Genomic DNA, 22,197 nt, shown 5'->3' with positions numbered 1-22,197 from the left:
CTTAATAAACTTACACGGATCGATACCCAAAATCCACTTGTAAGAAAAAGCCCCGATCGTAGGTGTCGGGGCTTCTCTTTTTTATAACTTTCCGTTTTTTATTTCGTCTACTACTCCGGGATCAAGTAAGGTGGATGTATCACCAAGATTACTCAGATCATTCTCAGCGATCTTTCTTAAAATGCGTCGCATGATCTTACCGCTTCTTGTTTTGGGTAAGCCACTTACAAACTGAATCTTATCGGGCTTGGCAATAGGACCGATGATGCGGGTAACTGTTTGCAGAATATCTTTTCGTGTAAGCTCTTCATCGCCATGCATGTGTCCGTAAACAACGTACGCATAAACGCCCTGTCCTTTTACATCATGCGGATAACCAACTACTGCACTTTCCACCACACCTGCATGCATATTCAATGCGTTCTCAATTTCAGCAGTACCTAATCGATGACCGCTTACATTCAACACATCATCTACCCTTCCGGTGATGCGATAGAAACCATTTTCATCTTTCAATGCACCATCACCCGTGAAATATAAATTTTCATACGTTGCAAAATAATTTGTGCGGCAACGTTCATGATCACCATAAGTTGTACGAAGTATTGCAGGCCATGGTGCTTTAATACAAAGGTTTCCTTTCAAATAGCCATGCTCATCCTTCTCTGTTACTTCTTTTCCATTCTCATCTACCAATATTGGTTGCACTCCGGGCATAGGCAATGTTGCCCAACTTGGTTTTGCCGGTGTAACACCTGCCATGTTTGAAATTAAACAACCACCCGTTTCTGTTTGCCACCATGTATCAACAATGGGACATTTGCCTTTGCCAATATGTTCATCATACCAATGCCATGCTTCTTCGTTAATAGGTTCACCAACAGTACCCAGTATTTTTAATGAGGAAAGATCTTTTCCTTTCAACGGATCTAAACCAAAGCCCATCAAACTGCGGATGGCTGTTGGTGCAGTGTAAAGAATATTTACTTTATGCTTATCAACAATATCCCAAAAACGTCCGGCATCCGGCCATGTAGGAATACCTTCAAACATCAATGAAGTTGCACCTGCGCTTAATGGACCATATAAAATATAGCTGTGCCCGGTGATCCAGCCAATATCAGCTGTGCAAAAATGCACATCGCCTTTTTTATATTGGAATGTATTCACGAATGTGTAATTGGTCCAGATCATATAACCGGCACTGCTGTGCACCACACCTTTTGGTTTTCCTGTTGAACCACTTGTGTATAATATGAACAAGGGATCTTCTGCATCCATTTCTTCTGCAGGAAAACTTACCACACCATTTTTCTCTACCTGGTGTTCTGCAAATTCCATTTCATCTTCCCACCATACATCTCTTCCTTTCAACATGGAAACGGGTGTGCGTGTGCGTGTATAAACGATAACTTTCTTTACTGTTCTGTTACCGATCAATGCATCATCGATCACACTCTTCAATGGAATATCCTTATTGCCACGGTAAGCACCATCGCAGGTAACAATAAATTCTGCCTGTGCATCATACAAACGATCGGCAATGCTTTGTGCACTAAAGCCACCAAAGATCACACTATGAATAGCACCAATACGTGCACAACCTAACACTGCATAAGCCAACTCAGGCACCATGCCCATATAAATACAAACACGGTCGCCTTTTTTTACACCGTTGTTGATAAGAACCTGGGCAAACTGACAAACACGTTTGTGCAAACGATTGTAGGTTACTACACGCACACGTTCTTCCGGGTTATTAGGCTCCCAGATAATGGCTGGTTTATCGCCCAATGTTTCCAAATGACGATCGATACAATTTTCAGTGATGTTAAGTTTTGCACCTTTGAACCACTCAACTTTTGGTTCTTTGAAATTCCATTCAAGAACCTTGTCCCATTTTTTACGAAAATGAAAATGTTCAGCTATTGAACCCCAGAATTCTTCAGGCTGTTCAACACTTTTTTGATAAGCTTCTCTGTACTCTTCGTAAGATTTGATCTGGTAAGGATATGACATCATTCGTTCTTTGGGCCGTAAATATAAAAATATTGCAGCCTTATGCAGCGAATTTTATTCTGCATCGGTCTTTTTATTGAAAGAAAACAGACAATACCCTATTGATCTGTTCGATGTCTGTTCATATGGTTGGTTTTTTATGAAAGCCCTTGTTGTTTAGCAAGGGCTTTTTGTTTGTACTGAATGAATGTTTACATTTAAGCTTCTTAAGTAACCGATGTACAACCTGAAGCCATTTTATTTTTTAATAGCGATTGTTAGTTTATGCATATCGACAGTTCAATCGTATGCGCAGTGCTCAAGCAATGTATTGTTTTATGAAAATTTTGGCGGCAGCATCAGCTCTCCATTAACCGGATCAAGACTTCCTGCCGGAGTTACTACTTATTCATTTGATTCGCTTGGTTTTATTGATGATGGCCAATATGGTATACGTAAAACAACTGCAGATATTGCTACTGGTCAGCGCCAGTTCAATGTATGGCATATAGGTAATGATCGTTCCGGTGGCAATATGATGATTGTGAATGCTGATTACACTGCAGGAAAGTTTTACGAAACAACGGTCAGCAATCTCTGCTCCGGTTCTCTATTGTATTTCTCTGCATGGTTGGCCAATCTTATTCCTGCAGGAAGTACCAACCCGCTTGACCCGATATTGCGTTTTGAAATTGCAAGTGCTACTACAGGTGCTGTATTATCAAGTTTTCTAACGCCATCAATTCCACGCTTCAGTTCACTTACATGGACACAGTATGGATTTAATTTCTCATTGCCCGCCGGAGAAACAGCGGTCATACTTCGGATCTTTAATAACCAGGTTGGCGGTTTAGGTAACGATCTTGCGCTTGATGATATTGAGTTTACACTTTGTGGTGCCAGCATTGCTCCTGTTGTTAATGGAACCATGCTCAATACGAACGATGCTTGTGTTGGCAGCAACATCAGCATTAGTGGAAATGTAACAGCAGTATCTTATACCAATCCTGCTTACCAATGGCAATTTAATAATGGAAGTGGTTGGGTGAATATTCCAACTGCTACTACTCCTGACTTAACCATCAATAATATTCAGAAAGCAGATAGTGGTAATTATCGTTTGCTGGCAGCAGAAGCAGCGAATATCAATTCAACAAATTGCCGTTCAATTTCTCCAAGTATTCCGATTCACGTTTTTGCACCAGTAACGCCTATGTTGCAAAGCAACCTGCCGGTATGTGAAACGAAAGATGTTTTACTTGTAGTGCCAGTTGATGCAATCGCTTATATCTGGACCGCTAATGGCTCACCGCTGAACATGAGTAACGACACCTTGCGCATACGGAATGCAACCGCAAGTAACAATGGAATGTATCATGTGCGGCTAATCACCAAAGGTGGTTGTTCAAGTATGGATTCAATTGCTGTTGTAGTTCAATCAAATCCCTTGCTACGCCTTCTTCCTTTTGACACATTGCTATGCGATACACAAACATTAGATATAGATGCTCAACAACCAACTGCTGCAACATATTTGTGGAACGATGGAACAACATCAGCACAACGAACACTTACAACTGCAGGCATCTATTCACTACTTACAAGCGATGGCTTGTGCGACCGCACAGATAGTTTTACCATCACAAGAAATTATACACCTACTGTTCAGCTTATCAGCGATACGACGCTTTGTGTAAATGAACCCTTGTTGTTGAATGCTACACATCCATTAGCTGAATATTATTTGTGGAGCACAAATGAAACAGACAGCAGCATTGTTGTTACGTTTCCCGGCACATATTCTGTTACTGTTGGTAATGGTTGTGGAATTGCTGTTGATGATGTTACAATTGATTATAAAGATTGTGCGGATATTATCTTTGTACCAAACGCCTTTACACCAAATGACGACAGATTGAATGATGTACTTTATGCAAAGGCTTATTTCCGTATTGAATCTTTTGATTTTAAAATTTACAACCGCTGGGGCCAGCAGATCTTCTCAACCAACTCAATATTTAACGGTTGGGATGGCCGCATGAAAAATAGCAAAGCACCACCCGGTCTGTACACCTGGACGGTTAACTACAAACGCAACGGAAAATCGTATACACAAAAAGGAACGGTATTGCTAATCCCCTGATGATGTCCTGCATTTCATGTGTTAATTTTCATTTTTTTTTGGCCACTTAGTATATCCACAAAAATTATTATCGCTTTTGGTCAAAATAGCTCAATAATTTTTATAGATATTTCATCTATTTTTGAACCAAACACAGCACATGTCAATTGAGGTCAATAACCTGGTGAAACTTTATGGTGAGCAAAAAGCGGTGAACAATATTTCCTTTAAAGTAAATAAAGGAGAGATCGTTGGTTTCCTTGGGCCGAATGGCGCAGGTAAAAGCACCACCATGAAAATGATCACCGGTTACCTGCAACCAACAAGTGGTACTGCTGTAGTGTGTGATATAAAGGTGAACGATAATCCTATCGGCAGCAAACAAAAGATCGGTTATTTGCCGGAGAGCAATGCGTTGTATTATGACATGTATGTGAAAGAATATTTAGCTTTTGTTGCTGAAGTGCATCAAATACAAAATCCAAAGAACAAAATCCAAACAACAATTGAGCAGGTTGGGTTAACACCTGAAGCACATAAAAAGATAGGTCAGCTATCAAAAGGTTATAAGCAGCGTGTTGGCTTGGCGGCTGCACTCATTCATGATCCTGAAGTGTTGATCTTAGATGAACCAACAAGCGGACTTGACCCCAACCAGATCATTGAGATAAGAGATGTGATCAAACAACTTGGATTGAACAAAACAGTTTTATTCTCCTCACACATCTTACAGGAAGTGCAAGCCATTTGCGACCGTGTGATCATTATCAACAAAGGAACCATTGTTGCAGATGATCAGTTATCTAATCTGTTAAAGAAAGTTCATGCTGGTGAAGTAATACTTGAATTAAAAGAAGAAGTAGATGAATCGCTCTTTAATTCAATTCAAAATTGTATTCGCATAAACAACACTACCTGGAAATTTAAAACAGATAATCCTGATGCAGTAAAGAAACAATTGCTGCAATTATCGATCGAAAAAAATCTCAATGTGCTTTCGTTGAAGAGTGATGAGAATTCACTGGAAGATGTGTTCAGGAGTTTGACGAATTAATGTTTTCTTCTCAACCTCCCCGCTCCCTTCACCAATATCCATCCAACTAAAATAAGCATCAACACTGCTATTAAAACTGGTGCAATAAAACTCAATGCTGTTCCGCCAATAGCAGCTGCATTCTCACCTGTTGATACAATAACGTTTCCGGTTCCTGCAGTTGTCTTACTCGAAAATAATCGCAGCAAGCCAATACCTGCATGCACGGCTCCTGCTGCTCCGCCACCTGCAATAATGGCCATGATCCATTTCAACAACGGACTGAATTCTGCAATGGGTAAAAACGATGCAGCCAATACAGTTCCTGCTGCAACAGCTAATGGTGTGGCAATAGCATCCAGCAGGTTATCAACAAAAGGAATATAATAGGCGCCGATTTCAAGAATGGCTGCTGTTCCAAAACAAATCAAAGCAGGCAGGCTGCCCATCCATTGCATATCTGCTGGCAATACAAACCACTGCTGGTATGCTGCAAAACTGGCTCCAAGCATGGGCACAAATACCCGGAAACCACAGCAGGCACTGAGGGCAATGCCCATTGCAATGGAAGTAAGTATCGCTGTGTCCATACAATCGTTTGTTGTACTTAAAAATAATCAATTTCACTGCCTTTTATCCTTTGTTGCTGCCTTTGAATGTCTTTTCTTTGCAGCGCAAACAAAAAGTCAGAAAAGAGAGAAGTTAGAAAGTCCGAAAGAACAACTCTGCTGATCTCCATCTTCGGAACGAACACTCTTCCGGTATTTTCTCTTCACGACTTCCGGACTATAACATTAACTACAAACTGAATTTTATGAGCTTTATCGCAGACATTCATGCAAGACAAATTCTCGACAGCCGTGGCAACCCTACAGTTGAAGTAGACGTGATAACAGATAATGGTATAATTGGCCGTGCTGCCGTACCAAGTGGTGCAAGTACAGGTAAACACGAAGCCGTTGAATTACGTGATGGCGATAAAAGCAAATACCTTGGTCGTGGTGTGTTGAAAGCTGTACAAAATGTAAATGATGTGATTGCTGATCAGCTGATCGGTATTGATGTTACACGCCAGGCTTACATCGACAATCTTCTTATTAAAATTGATGGCACAGAAAATAAAGGTTCGCTTGGTGCAAATGCAATGCTTGCAGTAAGTATGGCTGTGGCAAAAGCAGCTGCTGAAGAAAGCGGTTTGCCTTTGTTCCGTTACCTCGGTGGTGTAAACAGTACAGTGATCCCTGTTCCGATGATGAATATCATGAACGGTGGTGCACATGCTGATAACAAAATTGATTTCCAGGAATTCATGGTGATTCCTTTTGGTGCTCCTTCTTTCAGTGAAGGTTTACGTTGGGGTGTGGAGATTTTCCATCACCTTAAAGCAGTATTAAAGAAAAAAGGCTTCAGCACGAACGTTGGTGATGAGGGTGGTTTTGCTCCTGAAATTCAAAGCAACGAAGAAGCAATTGAAACTGTATTGGAAGCCATCACTGCTGCAGGATACAAACCAGGCGAGCAGGTTGGTATTGCAATGGATGCTGCATCAAGTGAAATGTATGATGAAGCAACCAACACCTATAAATTCTACAAGAGCAACCCGGGCAAAGTGATCAGCAGCGATGAAATGGTTGCTTACTGGACCGAGTGGGTAAATAAATATCCAATTATTTCTATTGAAGATGGTATGGCTGAAGATGATTGGGCAGGTTGGAAAAAATTAACTGAAAGCCTTGGCAAAAGATGCCAGTTGGTGGGCGATGATCTCTTTGTTACAAACGTAAAACGTTTAAAAGAAGGCATTGATAAAGGCATCAGCAACAGCATCCTGATTAAAGTAAACCAGATCGGTACTGTTACTGAAACGATCAATGCGGTGCAAATGGCACAGAACGCAGGCTTCACAACTGTAATGAGTCATAGAAGCGGTGAAACAGAAGATACAACCATTGCTGATCTGGCTGTTGCATTGAATTGCGGACAAATTAAAACAGGTTCTGCTTCACGTACCGATCGTATGGCGAAGTACAACCAGCTTATCCGCATTGAAGAAATGCTGGGCGAGAATGCAATTTATCCGGGAGGAAAGATTAAATTTGGTAAATAGCAAATAGTTAATGGTTCATAGTTCATGGGCATTAACTGTGAACTATGAACCATTTTTATTTTGATCGCATATGAAAATTCTGAATAATATTCCACCCATATTGAAAAACAAATATGTTTTAACCATTATTGGTTTTGCGGTATGGATGTTATTTGTTGACCGGAATGATTTTATTACCCAGATCAGCCGGTTTAAGAAACTCACCGAACTAAAGAGCAGCAGCACCTATTACGATCAGAAGATAGAAACGGCCAAAACAGAGCTGGAAAAGCGCAAAAACGACCCTTCAGCTTACGAGCGCCTGGCCCGTGAGAACTACTATATGAAGCGTGATAATGAGGACATTTTCCTCTTTAACGAATAAAAATACCGACCCCGTACAATACAAGTTTACCAACAGCGTTTAATAGCAAAGCAGATCCTTTGAGAAGCCCCTACGCAACAAAAAACAGGATTGCTTATGACACATAAATTTACGCCGGAAGACTTGTTACAATATCTCTACAAAGAAACGACCCCAGCCGAGAATGCCGCCATCGAACAAGCGTTGGCCGAAGATTGGACCCTGAGAGAAAAATTCGAGGTGATCAAAAAAGCAGCTCAACGACTTACGAAATTTAAATTTTCTCCCAGAACAGAAACCGTTCTGTCTGTGCTGAAATATGCGAATAAAGATCTGGCAGCTTCCGATATTTCATCTTCAAACTGATCTTTCCCTAATTTCGCCGTCATTCCCAATTCAGAATGACAACAAAAGAGCGTTACCAATCGGTTATTGATTATTTTTCTGTGCATGCCCCCGATGCCGAAACAGAATTACTGTACGACAATCCTTTTCAGTTACTGGTAGCCGTTATCCTGAGTGCCCAATGCACCGACAAACGGGTGAACCTGACCACTCCTTCCATCTTTGAGAAATATCCTGATGCTGAAAGCATGAGCAAGGCTACATTTGATGAATTATTTCCACTGATCAAAAGCATTTCTTATCCCAACAATAAAACCAAACATTTAATTGGCATGGCACAAAAACTCGTTAACGAGTTTAACAGCGAAGTGCCATTAACTGTTGATGAGTTGGTAAAGCTGCCGGGGGTTGGACGTAAAACTGCCAACGTTATTACATCAGTTGTGGATGAACAGCCCAACATGGCTGTTGATACACATGTGTTTCGTGTTAGTAAACGAATTGGATTAGTGAAACAAACAGCCACTACTCCTTTAGCCGTTGAAAAAGAATTGATCAAACATTTTCCAACAGAACTTATTCATAAAGCACATCACTGGCTCATTTTACATGGGCGCTATATCTGTGTTGCACGCACACCAAAATGCAGGGAATGTGGATTGCAGCATTGCTGTAAGTATTTTGAGAAGAATAATTAGCTTTTGTAAGAAAAATTCATATTGCAATGAATAAACAACATCGCAAAGAAATAATTCTCTTTTATGGTTATACAATAGTGGGCTTAGTTTGTTACGCCCTCTATACATATGTGCTCTATATTGTATACCTGAATTTATTTCATAGCCTGTATCCTGAAACGCTTATTCCATATCTTATAATTCCAACATCCCTGCTACTACTTATCTCAGGCGTATTTTTTTTCTCATTTTTCAGAGGCAACAGTAAGCTGTTACGTTTCCATGTTTATACTCATTTTGTCATTCCCATTTTATGGTTTGTTCCTTGGCCAAATTCAGAAACTATTTTCACAATTTGGTGCGCTTTTATGCTTTCCGGCATTGCTGTTTACATCCTGAGCATCCGCTTAACTAAGCAGCTTTCTAAAACTAAATTTGAAAAAAAGAAGTAAATAAGAAATCTATTATTTCGGAAAATGTGCAATTAATTCCACTTCCAGTTTTGCATCGGGCATAAATAACCGAACGATCTGCACCCAGGTTGCAGCAGGAAAATCGCCTTTGTAAAATTGTTTGCGTACATAGTTGAATTGTTTCATCGCTTCAATATCGGTGGTATAAAGATTTTCCTTTACGACATGCTGAAAGGTTAAGCCATATTGTTTGAGTGAACGTTCTAAACCTGCATATACCTGCTTTACTCCTTTTTCATTAAGCTCAGTAGTTACTGTACCGGAAATGTATAATACATCGCCCACCTTCAATGCCTGCGCATAACCAGCCGACGTATTCTGTTTGTTTGGATTACCCCAATGCCATTTTTCTTTTTCGATAGGTGCTTTTGTTTGTTGAGCAGTTGCTGCAAATGAAATAAGAAGGAATGTAGTGATGAATATGTTCCTGTTCATGATCATAAGATTTGAACGTAAGATAATTTCAGCTTCTTATAATGAAAACAAAAAATCCATCAACGGGTATTGATGGATTTAATTATGTTGAACGCTGGCAGTAATTTACAAATACTTTCCGATCTCTTCAATCAATTCACCTTTGGTGATCGGTACACCTTTGATCTTGTTGTAAGCTTTCGCATCAACAAAATACAGATCACGGATAATACGTATCAACTGACCATTGTTGATCTCGGGCACCAACACGGTATCATAACTCTTCAGGATGTCACCCAGATTCTTGGGGAAAGGACGAATGTAACGGAGATGAGCATGCGCCACAGATTTACCCTGCGCCTGCAATTCAGCACAAGCACTTTTGATTGCGCCATAAGTACTACCCCATCCAAGCACTAATACTTTACCTGTTGCTGCTCCGCTGTCTAATTTCTGTTCAGGAATATAATCAGCAATTTTATCAACTTTGGCCTGTCTTGTTTTCACCATGTGCTGGTGGTTATCGGCATCGTAACTGATGTTACCGGTAATATCCTGTTTTTCTAACCCACCTATACGATGTTCCAATCCCGGTGTGCCGGGGATAGCCCAGGGGCGAGCCAGCTTTTCATCTCGTTTGTACGGTTGTAATTTTTCTTCACCCTCGTCAAGTCCCTTTTTAAAGTTCACTTTTATTTCAGGAAGATCAGCACTCTTCGGGAACCTCCATGGTTCAGCACCATTGGCAATGTAACCATCGCTCAGGAACATAACCGGTGTCATGTGTTGCACAGCAATGCGTGCAGCTTCATACACCGCATCAAAACAATCTGCAGGTGTTGATGCTGAAATGATCGGCATCGGGCACTCACCATTACGGCCATAATAAGCCTGCATCAGATCACTCTGTTCTGTCTTGGTAGGTAAACCCGTTGAAGGTCCACCACGCTGAATATTGATAATAAGCAACGGAATTTCCAGCATCACAGCCAAACCCATTGCTTCTCCTTTTAAGGCAATACCGGGACCACTGCTTGTAGTAACAGCCAATGAACCGCCATAAGCAGCACCAATGGATGATGTGATAGCTGCAATTTCATCTTCGGCCTGGAATGTTTTTACGCCGAAGGCTTTGTACTTGCTGAGATCGTGTAAAATATCTGAAGCAGGTGTAATTGGATATGAGCCAAGGAATAATTGAAGCCCACTCTTTTGCGAAGCGGCAATCAAACCATAACTCACAGCCTGGTTACCCATAATGGAACGGTATAATCCGGGCTCCATTTTGGCTTTCTCTACTTTATAAGTTGTGGTAAATGTTTCTGTGGTATCGCCGTAGTTATAACCGGCTTTCATTACCCTGATATTACTTTCAAGAATATCAGGCTTCTTACCAAATTTCTCTGTGAGGAAGTTGATGGTACTTTCCATATCACGGTTATACATCCAGTACAAAAAGCCCAATACAAACATATTCTTTGCACGGTCTTTTTCCTTCATACCCATCGTGATATCACTCAACGCCTCTCTCGTCATCTTGGTAACATCCATCTTGATCACTTCGTAGTTTGATAAACTATCGTTTTCAAGAGGATTAACACCTTCGGGGTAATTGGCAAGACGAAGATTCTTCGCATCAAAACCATCCGTATTGATAATGATCTTTCCGCCCTTCTTAATGGCTTTCAGGTTGGCTTTTAATGCAGCAGCATTCATAGCCACCAGTACATCACAATCATCACCCGGAGTGTACACACTATCACTACTGAAACGCAACTGGTAACCACTCACGCCGGCAAGCGTTCCTTGCGGAGCACGGATCTCAGCCGGGAAATCGGGGAACGTGGCAAGATCGATTCCCATGAGGGCCGTATTGTTGGTAAACTGGCTGCCGGTCAATTGCATACCATCACCACTATCGCCGGCAAACTTGATGACTACATCGTTTAATAATTCCTGAGTTCTTGTCATAGCAACGCAAAGTTAGGTGTGCTCAATCTATGAAAAAATTCAATCTAAAATATTCCTGCCGTTTTTTTCAGTCGAAAACAGGTAGAAAATTTTATTTCAACAGAATTTCTGCCGGATGGCAGTTGAAACCCTGCTGAATATCATTGTTAAAGGAGGAGAAAATGAAGAAGCGTTTGCAGACTGTCCAATCATCCTGAAAATTATTTGCCTGTTGATCGCTATTTTGACTTATTGATTGCAACAGCTATTTTAAACACTCGCATGGAATCATTATTGACAGCAGCGAGTACTATTTTTTCTCCATTTGATAAACGAATGAGCGCCATGTCCTTTACATCGCCATTCAAAATAAAACCACTGGTTGCCGGGGGAACTGATGTGAACGATTTATTGCTGCCGCCACGAAGAAAACAACCATAAGATGCATCATATCTTCCCGTCATTACTTCGGCCTGGTATTCATTACCTGCCAGTAACAGGTCTTTAAACCCATCGTTATCCAGGTCGTCGCAGATAATTGTATTAACGGGTGAAAATTGTGCTTCTACCGGCAACGCATGCTTGATGAATTTGCCGTTGCCCGTATTTTCAAAATAGCAGGTTCTTGTTTCATCACAACGAAATTCTAAAATTTTTTCGGGAGCTTTTCCTTTGAAAATATCCTGGTAGCTGGCATGTGCATAATCCTCATTCAATAGAAATTGTTTTTTTATGGCTGGTACCCGTTCAGCAAAGCGGCCTCTGCTGATGGCGGGATAAGAACGTTTAATACCATCTCCGTCTTTTATGTAATAGAATAAAAACGGGTCGATACTTCCGTTACCGTCCAAATCAGTTACGAATAATTGCATCGGCTCCTGCAGGCTAACCTTGTATTCACAATTCAACCCAAGGTTACCTGCTACCAGGTCAACATCGCCATCATTATCGATATCGGTAGCATTTAAACTACGCCACATGCCATTCATTTGAGTAAGCCCGTTAGCCGCTGTTACATCAATAAAACGTCCACGATCATTTTTAAAAAAATGTAACGACATCCAATCTCCCGCAATGATAAGATCTGTTTGATGATCATTATCAAAATCTGTCCATACTGCTGCAGTAATCATTCCGGGTGTTTGCAAGGCCGGACAAACCTTTGCAGTAACATCACTGAACACGCCTTTGTTATTGTGCAATAAAAAACTTCTTGGAGCTATGGGATAATTTTTTGAAACCCTGCCACCAATAAATAGATCGGGATAGCCATCGTTATCGAAATCACCTGCGCTTACAGAGCCGGCAATGGTTCTTACCGAATCAGGAATAGCATCAGGTTGCAGTTTAAAATTACCTTTGCCATCATTGTTATACATACGGGGTTTATAATAAATTGAATTTTCTTCATATTGCATACCCCCGCAGGTAACAAGCAAGTCGCTATCACCATCTTTGTCAGCATCAAACAAAATGCAATCCTGATCTTCTTCAAACTTAATGCTGTCGGTAAGATTTATTGAAGTGAATATTGATCCGGTATTTTGTGTGAAAATTCTTCCGGAGAAATTAAATGCCCCACCAATAAAAAAATCCGTTGTACCATCATTATTGATATCGCCGGTAGTTATAAACGGTCCCATTTGAGAATATTTCTGCGGCAATAATTGTTGACTGGCATAATCGTTATAGATATTGTCGGTGTGTTTATACAACAACCCATTGTACCCGGTTATATCAGAAAAAAGAAACGGAGAACTAACAACAATAGCAACAGGATCAATACCGGCGTTTTTCCATGCAAGTGACAAGCTGGTATCAGCCTTTACATTTTTTAACAGCTGTTTCTTTCCATCGGGCCACACAACAACTAACGAATCTGCATGATCATCCTGATCTAATCCAAAAACAAGTTGCTGATCTACCGATGAGAAGTATCCACGGACAGGATTTTGTTCCTGCAGTTGTACCTTGCCGTTATTGTAGACAAATATCTTTGCACCAAACCCTCTCCTGTTCAGACTGTCTCCAATCAGTTGCAGACTTAAAAAATGAGAAGTAGTGGCTTTGTTTTTTTGATTGGTATTGTTGAGTAAAACAAATGCCGGTTTATTAATATTATTTACAACCAGATCAAGATCGCCATCATTATCCAAATCAACATAAGCTGCACCATTAGACATAGAGGGTTCATCAACACCTCCGTTTTTTGATTCATCTGAAAATGTGAGGTCTTTATTATTGATGTATAAATAATTGGGGAGATTCACATTTTTTAATGAAGCCAGTTTTTTTCTGATCGTATTTTGCTTCTCTTCTTTTGTTAAGTTATTATTGAAAATATTATTACTGAACTCCACGAAATCGGCATCAATAAAATCCCTTCCTATGCCATTGGTGACATGCATATCCTTCCAGCCATCATTATTAAAATCAGCCATCAAGACACTCCAGCTCCAGTCGGTAGCATGTATGCCGCTTAATCGTCCTATTTCACTAAAAAAAGGGATACTGGTATTTCCTGTTTTTAAAGTACCATTATTCAACTGCAGCATATTACGCATAAATTCCGGCTCATAACCCATTGCTCTTTCCGATTCATACCGGTCATAATTCATAAAAGAGACGGAAGTCTTTTTTCGTTTATTCGTTTCCGGTAGCATATCAAGCGTAATGATATCCGTTAAGGTGTCATTATTAATATCTGCAACATCAGCACCCATGCTGGAGTAAGACTGGTGCTGAATGGCTTTGTCAATACAATTGGTAAAGGTACCATTGTGGTTATTCAACCATAATTCATCATTGGATATAAAATCATTCGCTACATAAATATCCGGCCAGCCATCATTGTTAAAATCACTGACTGATACGCCCAGCCCATAGCCATCTTCTTTAATACCGGCCGCCATTGACACATCTGTATAAACAGGATGCCCTGTATTTGCACTATCACCATCATTGCGGTAGAGCTTATCATTAGCAGGTGAATAGCCGCTTTTGTCACGTGGCAAAATGTTGTTGGAATTATTGGCGGATAATAAATAATTGGCAAGGTACATATCCAGATCGCCGTCTTTGTCATAATCAAAAAACACAGCCTGTGTGGAATTGCCTGTATTTGCCAATCCGTATGCTTCAGCTTCTTCTTTAAAACTGAGATCGTGTTGGTTGATGAATAAAAGATTTTTTGAACGGGTCACCAGATCCTTACCAAATACGCAAACATATATATCATCATAGCCATCCTGGTTAATATCAACAATGCTTACGCCTGTACACCAAACATTGGTACCAATACCTGCTTTCTCTGTGATATCATCAAATTGATTATTGCCTTTGTTAATATACAAACGGCTGCTTACCTGGTTACCACTAAAAAAAATATCCTTTTGCCCGTCATTATTAAAATCGCCAATGCCCACACCTCCACCCATATAACCAAACTCGTTGATAAAAGAATACGAAGAATCGTTGTCGTGGATATCATTACTAAAATGTATACCAGATGCTGTTGCCGGCAATTGCGTAAACAACGTATCTTTTTGTTGACGATTACACGACAGCAATAAAATGATGCCGGTAAAAACAACAAACTGTTTATAGTAATTGAAAAGCTTGCTCATGCTGGTTACAAGTTATCGTTTAAAACATTCAGGGCTATTGATCAGCAAAAAAATAGAGGCTATTGGAATAGCCTCTATCTAAATTATACTACTCCATTTATTTTATCATTGGATTAGTTGAAGTTTCAATTGCAGGAATCGGGAACATATCTACCTGGCCCGGTACAGGATCAGGTTTCAACGAAGGGAAATAACCTTTTTTCCTCCAACGCAAAACATCAATACTGGCCACTTCTTCGCCACCTAATTCAACTGCCCTTTCATGCATGACTGCTTTCAATGCATCGTTTTTGGTTACCGGTGCAACAGGAGGCATCGCAACACCCGGGCGACTGCGTACTTCGTTGATGTAAAGAGCTGCCTGTGCAGGTGTTCCTACTTCTGCTTCACATTCAGCTAACATCAGCAATACATCTGCATAACGAATTACACGTTGATTAATACCACCGGGATGGAATCCGGAGTTTACATATTCATAAATACTATACTTGCGGAAAAACCGCTTAATGTTTACGCCATTCTTTGTGCTCTTTGCAATGTTCATTGCAGCAGCAGTAAGTTGAAGTGGTGTAACTGATGGGTTATTGATATTGTCAACAGCACCGGGAGCTGTTAAGATATTATCACCTTCTTCGTAAATAGTGAATTTATATCTTGGATCATTTGGTTCAAATTCATTTAAAAATTTGTCTGAAGGAATAACATTACCCCAGGTAATTCCGTACTCTTGATTTCGTACAGTACTCAATGGGCTTGTAGAACCTTCGCCAATATAACCCCAGTTAAAATTGTTATCACCTTTATCAACAAACACTACTTCAAAAATAGATTCAGCATTAAATTCATGACCTGTTGTAATTGTTACACCGCCATCACTCTTTATATCGCCGTCAAAATTCCACAGGTAATTAGGAACCAGCGAATATTTGCCATATACTTTAAGCAAAGCAGTTTTGGCAGCAGCATAATCACCTTTTTGCATCAGCACTCTGCCCAATAAAGAATTAGCTGCTCCACTTGTAGCCCGGCCATTATCAGATGAGCCATAGCTTGCCGGCAATGCTGCAGAAGCTTCAGTAAGATCCCTAATAATAAAAGCATAAATATCGGCAACAGGCGATTTGCCTTTGAAACCTGTAGCAGAACTAACAGGCTCTGTATATAACGGAACTTCTCCCCATTGTGATACCAATTCAAAATAAGCCCAGCCTCTTAAAAATTTCGCTTCACCAACCACACGGTCTCTCAATGCTGTGTTATCAGTTATTGCAGGACCTTTCGCAATTACAAGGTTTGCCCTGTTGATCATTTGGTAACAGCCACTCCATACATTTGACATTACAGCGTTTGATGTAGCAGGTGATGGTTGCTTTAACAATTCAGCTCTTGGTGCTTCCAACTGATCTCCACCAGACCAACATTCGCCGCCTCTCATATCATGTGTAAAAAACCATTCCCGGCCAACCAGCTGTGCAGATCTTAAAGTTGAGTAAACAGCATTTACACCGTTCTGCAGCTCACCTGCTGTTTTAAAATAACTTTCCGTTGTTGGGTTATTTTCATCCAACACCTCCAGTTTTTTGTCGCAGCCCAGCATACTTACAATTGCCAGTGATGCTGCTATTATTGATTTTATATTTTGTTTCATAATACTATTATTGTTTTATAAAATAAACCTGGGATGTACCATTAAAAGCTTGCCTGAATTCCTGCCTGGAAAGACTTAGGCTGTGGATACACAGCAAAGTCGATACCATTGGTTAATGATGAACCGGGAGTTCTGTTACCTACTTCCGGATCGTATCCCGTATATTTTGTAAACGTGAGAATATTTTGTGCCGACACATAAATACGTAAGCTCTTCACTGTTCCTCTTGTATGTGTTCCTAAAAAATTTGCAGGTACAGTATAACCTATCATTATATTTTTCAGGCGTAAAAATGAACCATCTTCAAGGAACCTGGTAGATGGACGGGCATTCCTGTTAGGATCAGATGAAATAGCACGGGGGATGTTTGTATTTGTGTTTGTTGGTGTCCATGCATTCAATACCTGTGTTCCTGCATTAAAGAAACGAACCATGCCTTCGGTAATAACCCTGGTAGCATTGTAGATCTTATTACCCTGAACTCCCTGGAAGAACAGTGATGCATCAAAATTTTTGTAATTGCCTCCAAGATTAAATGCATAAGTGACCTTTGGAATAAAACTGCCCAGAAACTGGCGGTCATTGTTGTCAATTTTTCCATCACCGTTAAGATCTTTAAACTTAAGATCACCGGGAGCTGTAGCAGCTGTTTGTGTAGCATGTTTGGTAACTTCTTCAGCACTCTGAAAAATACCTTCAACCACCCAACCATAGAAACCCTGAACAGAATATCCCGGAGTAGTGTTGGTTATGTTATCGCCACCAAAATCTGCATCATTGCCACGCTCAATTTTTGTAACGCCTTCAGCTAACCTGGTTACCTGGTTGGTAACAAAGCTCATGTTTGTACTTGCGTACCATTTAAAAGCACCTTCTCTTTTATTATAACCTAATTGAAATTCAAATCCGTTATTATTCATTGCACCAACATTTTGGAATACCGTGCCGTTGATGTATCCAAAAGAAGGAGGAATCGGTACTTGCAAAATCAGGTTATCCGTTTTTCTCTGATAATACTCGGCCGATAAGGTGATTTTATTTTTAAATAATCCAAGGTCCAGACCGAAGTTTATCTGTTTTGTTTTTTCCCATTCCAGATCCTGGTTGCCCAATCCGGGAATATTAGAACCCGGACCTCCGGTTATTGAATTACCAAAAGGGTATGATGAACTATTGGCAAGTACACTAACTAACCAAGGTGTGTTACCCAATACCAATCCGTTAAGACCGGTAATTCCATAACCAACTCTTACTTTCAATTCTGAAACTTGGGGAATGTTCCTCATAAAATCCTCCTGGTCAACTCTCCAGCCAACAGAAGCTGATGGGAATGTTGCCCATTTTTTTCCCGGAGCCCATACAGAAAGTCCATCACGTCTTACAGCTACACTTAAGATGTACTTGCTCTGATAATCATAATTCAAACGTCCAAGGAAGGATAACAACGTATTTTCTCCAACCAGCGTTTGTGCAGAAATATTCGTTGCATTATTTAATGTACGCAATTCGTTTGAAGGCTGATTACCACTTGCGTTTTCCTGTTTTGTTTTCTGATCCTGTTGCTCATAAACAGCAATCACATTGAGATGATGGTTGCCAAAAGTTTTGTCGAACGTAAGTTGCTCTGTAAATAATTTTACTGTAGAAACATTACGGTTATTGGTAATAGTTGCCTGCGTTGCGCTTGAACCGGCAACTGCGCCATTGTCATTAAAAATAGGCGCAAAACGGTAATCTAAACCAGTTGCATAGTCAATACCAAACGTAGATTTAAATTTCAGCCAGCTGGTTAAATTAGCTTCGAGAAAAGCAGTACCAAAAATCTTTACTGTTGATCTTGTGCCCCGATTTTTTAATGCTGCATCTTCTACCGGGTTAGTTGGATCACCACCATCTTTAGTAGCATCTACACCTCTGAAGCCACCGTTTGATGTTGGATCATAAACAGGTATATGCGGCATCATTCTTATCACGTTTACCAAATTGGTTCTTGAGCCGGTTTCATTGTTATCATAGTCCTGGGTACCGGATGCTATGTACAGGTTTTCACCGAAAGTGAAAACTTTGCTTATGATATGATCTGAGTTAATACGAAAATTATAACGACGATAAGCTACACTTGGTGCAATACCTTGCTGATCGGTATAACCGGCAGAAGCATGAAATCGTGATACGTCATTACCACCACTTAAACCTACATTGTGCTGATTCATGGGGCCTTTCTTAAAATAAGCATCCTGCCAATCGGTATTGGTTTGGCCATACGTTTGTGTTGCCCCCGGATAAATGGGTTGATTTATTTGGGGTTCCGTAAGCCTGGGCACCTGGCTGCCTCTGTAGGCAAGCGCATATTTCATAAACTGTTCTGTGTTCAGGAGCGAAAGGCGTTTTGTTACTTCCTGTGTACCAAAATAGGAATCAAGCGTAACACTCATTTTGCCATCTCTCCTACCTTTTTTTGTATTGATGATGATCACACCGCTGGTAGCTCTTGAGCCATAAATAGCAGCAGCAGATGCATCTTTCAATACGTCTACCGATTCAATATCTTTCACGTCAATTGCAGCAAGGTTTCCGGTAGGAAAGCCATCTACAACATACAAAGGATCTGAAGCAAAACTGATTGAGCTGATACCCCTGATACGCACAATTGGTTCGGTACCCGGACTTCCGTTATTTGTTACCTGCAAACCAGCAACACGGCCCTGCAACGCCTGCGAAATGGTTAATGCCGGCAGCTCATTCAGCGTTTTACTGTTTACAGTTGAAACGGCACCTGTTACCAATGTTCTTTTCTGCGTACCATAACCGATTACCACCACTTCATTTAATGCTTTATTTGACAAAGACATCACTACTCTTACTGTGGTTTTGCCCTCTATGCTTACTTCCTGGGTAACCATACCAATAAACGACAATACCAGTACTTTGGCGTTGTCCTCTACTTCAATGGAGAACGAACCATTGTTATCCGTTGTAGTTGCTTTGTCTGATCCCTTTACCTGAACCGTTACACCAGCAAGTGGTTCTGATCCTTCACCGGTTACAGTACCTGTGATTGTGCGAACGACTATGTTGTTTTCAAACTGGTCTTTTTTCTCGGAAATAATGAAAACGCCTGAAGTTTCGTCAAACCGGTATTTAAGTTTGGTTTGATGCAGCACAGCATCCATTACCTGTGATAATGGTGTTTCTTTTGCCTTTACAGTTACAATTCTTCCCGGTGGAATAATGTCATTGGAAAATGTAAACCTGTAGCTGGTTTCTTTTTCAATTGCTTTAAAAAATGTGGTCATTTTTACCCCGTTCAGCGAAAGGGTAACTTTCACATCCTGGGAGAACCCTCCTGCATGTACCATCAGGCTACATACAAACAGAAAAATCGCAGTCAGTTTCATAATTTTAAGCAGCTTCGTTAAAGATGGATTTGGCATACTCCACCTGCAAGGATGATTTTTTTTCATACCTTTATTTTGGTTTTAATTTAAAAAATAGAAACTCTTTTATTTTAAAAGCGTTTCAAAGTTTTGATACAGGTAGAATGCTGCAACATTCTCCTGTATTTTTATTTTGACAGATTTATGGTTAATGTTTCTCCGTGTTCGATCGTATAATTAAAATGTTTTGATTCTTTTAAGTAATCAAGTACCGTATTCAGATCCTCCTTTTCGTATGTTCCGGTAAACCGGTAGTGGCAAATGGCAGTGTCCTTAAAATTAATTTTCGCACCGTACCACCTTTCCAATAAGATAGCGATGTTGTGAAATTCTTCATCATCAAACATCAATTTGTTTTCTTTCCATGCTATTTCTTTAATATCGCCGGTACTGGTAACCACCAGTTTTTTGGGCAGGCTGTCTGTTAAATGAGTGTCTTTGTTTGCCTTGGTTAAATTGCTGTTGACAGCGTTGGTATTCCCATTTTGCCATTCTATTTTTTGATTGGGATAAAGCAACATCTTAAGGTTATTATTTTCTTTAAGTGTTACTTCCACCAATCCACTTATTAAAGATGTTTCAGTGTTTTTTTCATTCAGGTAGGCCTTTACGTTAAATGCGGTACCCAGTGCTTTTACATCCATTGCAGGAGTATGCACAATAAATGGCCGGGTGATATCATGCTTCACTTCAAAAAAAGCTTCTCCTTCCAGGTAAACATCCCGTGTAGTTGTGCCATAGTTTTCATTGATCTTGATATTGCTTCCTGCATTTAATGTAACAACAGAGCCATCGGGTAATTGAATATTCTTTCTCTCGCCATAAACTGCTGCATAGGTTTTACGATTATCTCTGCCTCCAACAAAATAATTGATCGTAACAAACAGGCCTGCTACAATGATAGCCGCAGCAGTAATTTTAAGCAATAGAGGCAAAACCTTTCCTCGCTTTTCTTTTTCAAATTTCTCCATCTGAACAACCGGGGTACTCTCTTTCTGCTCAAGGCTGTTTTCTAAACGTGCGGTCTGCTCATCAAGATCAGCCAGCGCCAACGCATTGAACAGTTGAACATATTGTTCCTTAGCATCTTCAATCAATAAAGCCCTGTCGGGGTTCTTCTTTATATAATTCTCCCAAACAGCAATATCATCAGGTGAAATCCTTTTGCAATAGTTAATAAAAGATTCGTCAGAAAGTAGTTCTTCAATGGTCATCTTATCATCGTTCATAATGTAGTATTAGTATATCTGTAACAAAGCAGAGTAAGCTGCAGACATTTTTTACCCGTTATTTGAAAAGATTTTTAAAAAAGGCCAGTCTTAATACTTTTGGGTCATAGCAATAGTGGCAGCAGATGCCAAAACATTGAGCAATAAGAGGAGTGCAGCACTTCGAGAATGCTGGTTTTTGACTATATCCAACTTGAGCTTCTTTAATCCCTCATGAATTTTATTATAAACCGTGCGATGAGATAAGCCGGTTCTTTGTACAATTTCCTGGTAGCTAAGTCCTTCGTAAAACTTAAGTATTATCAGTTCTTTTTGACGATTCGGCAGTTCATTGATGCGATCCATCAACAGTTTAAACAAATGGCTTTGTTCGTCTTTGCGGATCAATTTTTCCTCGGGGTTAGGCTGCGGATCATCGGGGTAACTGCTCCATACCACTTCTAACAATCCCGACTGTTTGCTTTTTTTCCAGTCTGCAGTAAGTTTTCTTAAAAATGAAGTAATCAGGTAAGACCTCACATCCCTTGCATCCTGTATTGTTTCCCTTTTTTCCCACAGGTATAAAAACAATTGCTGTATGATGTCTTTCACCAAATGGGCATCCTTCATTTCCTTCACTCCAATAAATAAAAGTGTATGGTAGTACTTTTTATATAAGGCTAAAAACATTTCCTTATTACCCTGTTTCAGCCCTTGCCACAAGTTGTTATCATTATCCATAAGCAATCGTAACGAACGTTGGTGAATACTCTCTTGTAATAGTACTACGTGTTTCCAATTACAAAGTAAAGTAGA

16 protein-coding genes are annotated in these 22,197 nt (G+C 40.1%); 7 read left to right on the top strand and 9 right to left on the bottom strand.

Going from position 1 to position 22,197, the window contains the following annotated elements; translation table 11 throughout:
• Positions 1–81 precede the first annotated feature (81 nt).
• The gene (gene acs / locus VK159_RS13415) at positions 82–2,019 is read right to left on the bottom strand and encodes an acetate--CoA ligase (RefSeq protein WP_324230659.1); all 1,938 of its coding nucleotides are present in this window, start codon (positions 2,017–2,019) and stop codon (positions 82–84) included.
• A gap of 217 nt (positions 2,020–2,236) precedes the next feature.
• Between acs and VK159_RS13410 the strand changes: the two genes are divergently transcribed.
• Together VK159_RS13410 and gldA are read left to right on the top strand one after the other, a co-directional pair.
• Positions 2,237–4,141: a gliding motility-associated C-terminal domain-containing protein gene (locus tag VK159_RS13410; RefSeq protein ID WP_324230658.1), complete on the top strand. Its 1,905-nt coding sequence runs from the start codon at positions 2,237–2,239 to the stop codon at positions 4,139–4,141.
• A gap of 139 nt (positions 4,142–4,280) precedes the next feature.
• Complete coding sequence (gene gldA / locus VK159_RS13405) at positions 4,281–5,174, top strand: gliding motility-associated ABC transporter ATP-binding subunit GldA (protein WP_324230657.1); 894 nt, start codon at positions 4,281–4,283, stop codon at positions 5,172–5,174.
• Here gldA and VK159_RS13400 read toward each other — a convergent pair.
• Positions 5,171–5,743 (bottom strand): DUF4126 domain-containing protein, encoded by a 573-nt coding sequence (locus VK159_RS13400; protein WP_324230656.1) that lies wholly within the window; start codon positions 5,741–5,743, stop codon positions 5,171–5,173. The genes gldA and VK159_RS13400 overlap by 4 nt on opposite strands.
• A 224-nt stretch (positions 5,744–5,967) precedes the next feature.
• Here VK159_RS13400 and eno point away from each other — a divergent pair, with 224 nt between their 5' ends.
• The 5 genes from eno to VK159_RS13375 all read left to right on the top strand — a co-directional run bounded on the left by eno (position 5,968) and on the right by VK159_RS13375 (position 9,077).
• Positions 5,968–7,260, top strand: coding sequence for a phosphopyruvate hydratase (eno, locus tag VK159_RS13395; RefSeq protein WP_182802169.1), 1,293 nt, complete (start codon positions 5,968–5,970; stop codon positions 7,258–7,260).
• Between the two features lie 70 nt (positions 7,261–7,330).
• On the top strand, positions 7,331–7,624 hold the full coding sequence (locus tag VK159_RS13390; RefSeq protein ID WP_324230655.1) for an FtsB family cell division protein: 294 nt from the start codon (positions 7,331–7,333) through the stop codon (positions 7,622–7,624).
• Between the two features lie 96 nt (positions 7,625–7,720).
• On the top strand, positions 7,721–7,969 hold the full coding sequence (locus tag VK159_RS13385) for a hypothetical protein (RefSeq protein ID WP_324230654.1): 249 nt from the start codon (positions 7,721–7,723) through the stop codon (positions 7,967–7,969).
• Positions 7,970–8,004: 35 nt separating this feature from the next.
• Positions 8,005–8,646 carry an endonuclease III gene (gene nth, locus VK159_RS13380; RefSeq protein ID WP_324230653.1) on the top strand — a complete coding sequence of 214 codons (642 nt, stop codon included), beginning with the start codon at positions 8,005–8,007 and terminating at the stop codon, positions 8,644–8,646.
• 26 nt (positions 8,647–8,672) lie between these two features.
• Positions 8,673–9,077 carry a hypothetical protein gene (locus VK159_RS13375; protein WP_324230652.1) on the top strand — a complete coding sequence of 135 codons (405 nt, stop codon included), beginning with the start codon at positions 8,673–8,675 and terminating at the stop codon, positions 9,075–9,077.
• A gap of 12 nt (positions 9,078–9,089) precedes the next feature.
• Here VK159_RS13375 and VK159_RS13370 read toward each other — a convergent pair whose 3' ends face one another.
• The 7 genes from VK159_RS13370 to VK159_RS13340 form a co-directional block, all read right to left on the bottom strand.
• Complete coding sequence (locus VK159_RS13370) at positions 9,090–9,533, bottom strand: RidA family protein (protein WP_324230651.1); 444 nt, start codon at positions 9,531–9,533, stop codon at positions 9,090–9,092.
• Between the two features lie 105 nt (positions 9,534–9,638).
• Positions 9,639–11,483 carry a 2-oxoacid:acceptor oxidoreductase subunit alpha gene (locus VK159_RS13365; protein WP_324230650.1) on the bottom strand — a complete coding sequence of 615 codons (1,845 nt, stop codon included), beginning with the start codon at positions 11,481–11,483 and terminating at the stop codon, positions 9,639–9,641.
• A 218-nt stretch (positions 11,484–11,701) separates the two neighbouring features.
• Positions 11,702–15,088, bottom strand: coding sequence for a VCBS repeat-containing protein (locus VK159_RS13360; protein ID WP_324230649.1), 3,387 nt, complete (start codon positions 15,086–15,088; stop codon positions 11,702–11,704).
• 97 nt (positions 15,089–15,185) lie between these two features.
• A complete protein-coding gene (locus VK159_RS13355; protein ID WP_324230648.1) occupies positions 15,186–16,736 on the bottom strand; it encodes a RagB/SusD family nutrient uptake outer membrane protein in 1,551 nt (516 codons plus the stop codon).
• 41 nt (positions 16,737–16,777) lie between these two features.
• On the bottom strand, positions 16,778–20,134 hold the full coding sequence (locus VK159_RS13350) for a TonB-dependent receptor (RefSeq protein WP_324230647.1): 3,357 nt from the start codon (positions 20,132–20,134) through the stop codon (positions 16,778–16,780).
• Between the two features lie 167 nt (positions 20,135–20,301).
• Entirely contained in the window at positions 20,302–21,402 is a 1,101-nt protein-coding gene (locus VK159_RS13345) for a FecR family protein (RefSeq protein WP_324230646.1), read from the bottom strand.
• A gap of 90 nt (positions 21,403–21,492) precedes the next feature.
• Positions 21,493–22,071, bottom strand: coding sequence for a sigma-70 family RNA polymerase sigma factor (locus tag VK159_RS13340; RefSeq protein WP_324230645.1), 579 nt, complete (start codon positions 22,069–22,071; stop codon positions 21,493–21,495).
• Between the last annotated feature and the right edge of the window lie 126 nt (positions 22,072–22,197).

Source organism: Lacibacter sp. (genome assembly GCF_035299325.1).
Lineage (GTDB): Bacteria > Bacteroidota > Bacteroidia > Chitinophagales > Chitinophagaceae > Lacibacter.
The sequence above is the reverse complement of the archived record's forward strand: the minus strand, read 5'-3'. Positions and strand labels throughout refer to the sequence as shown.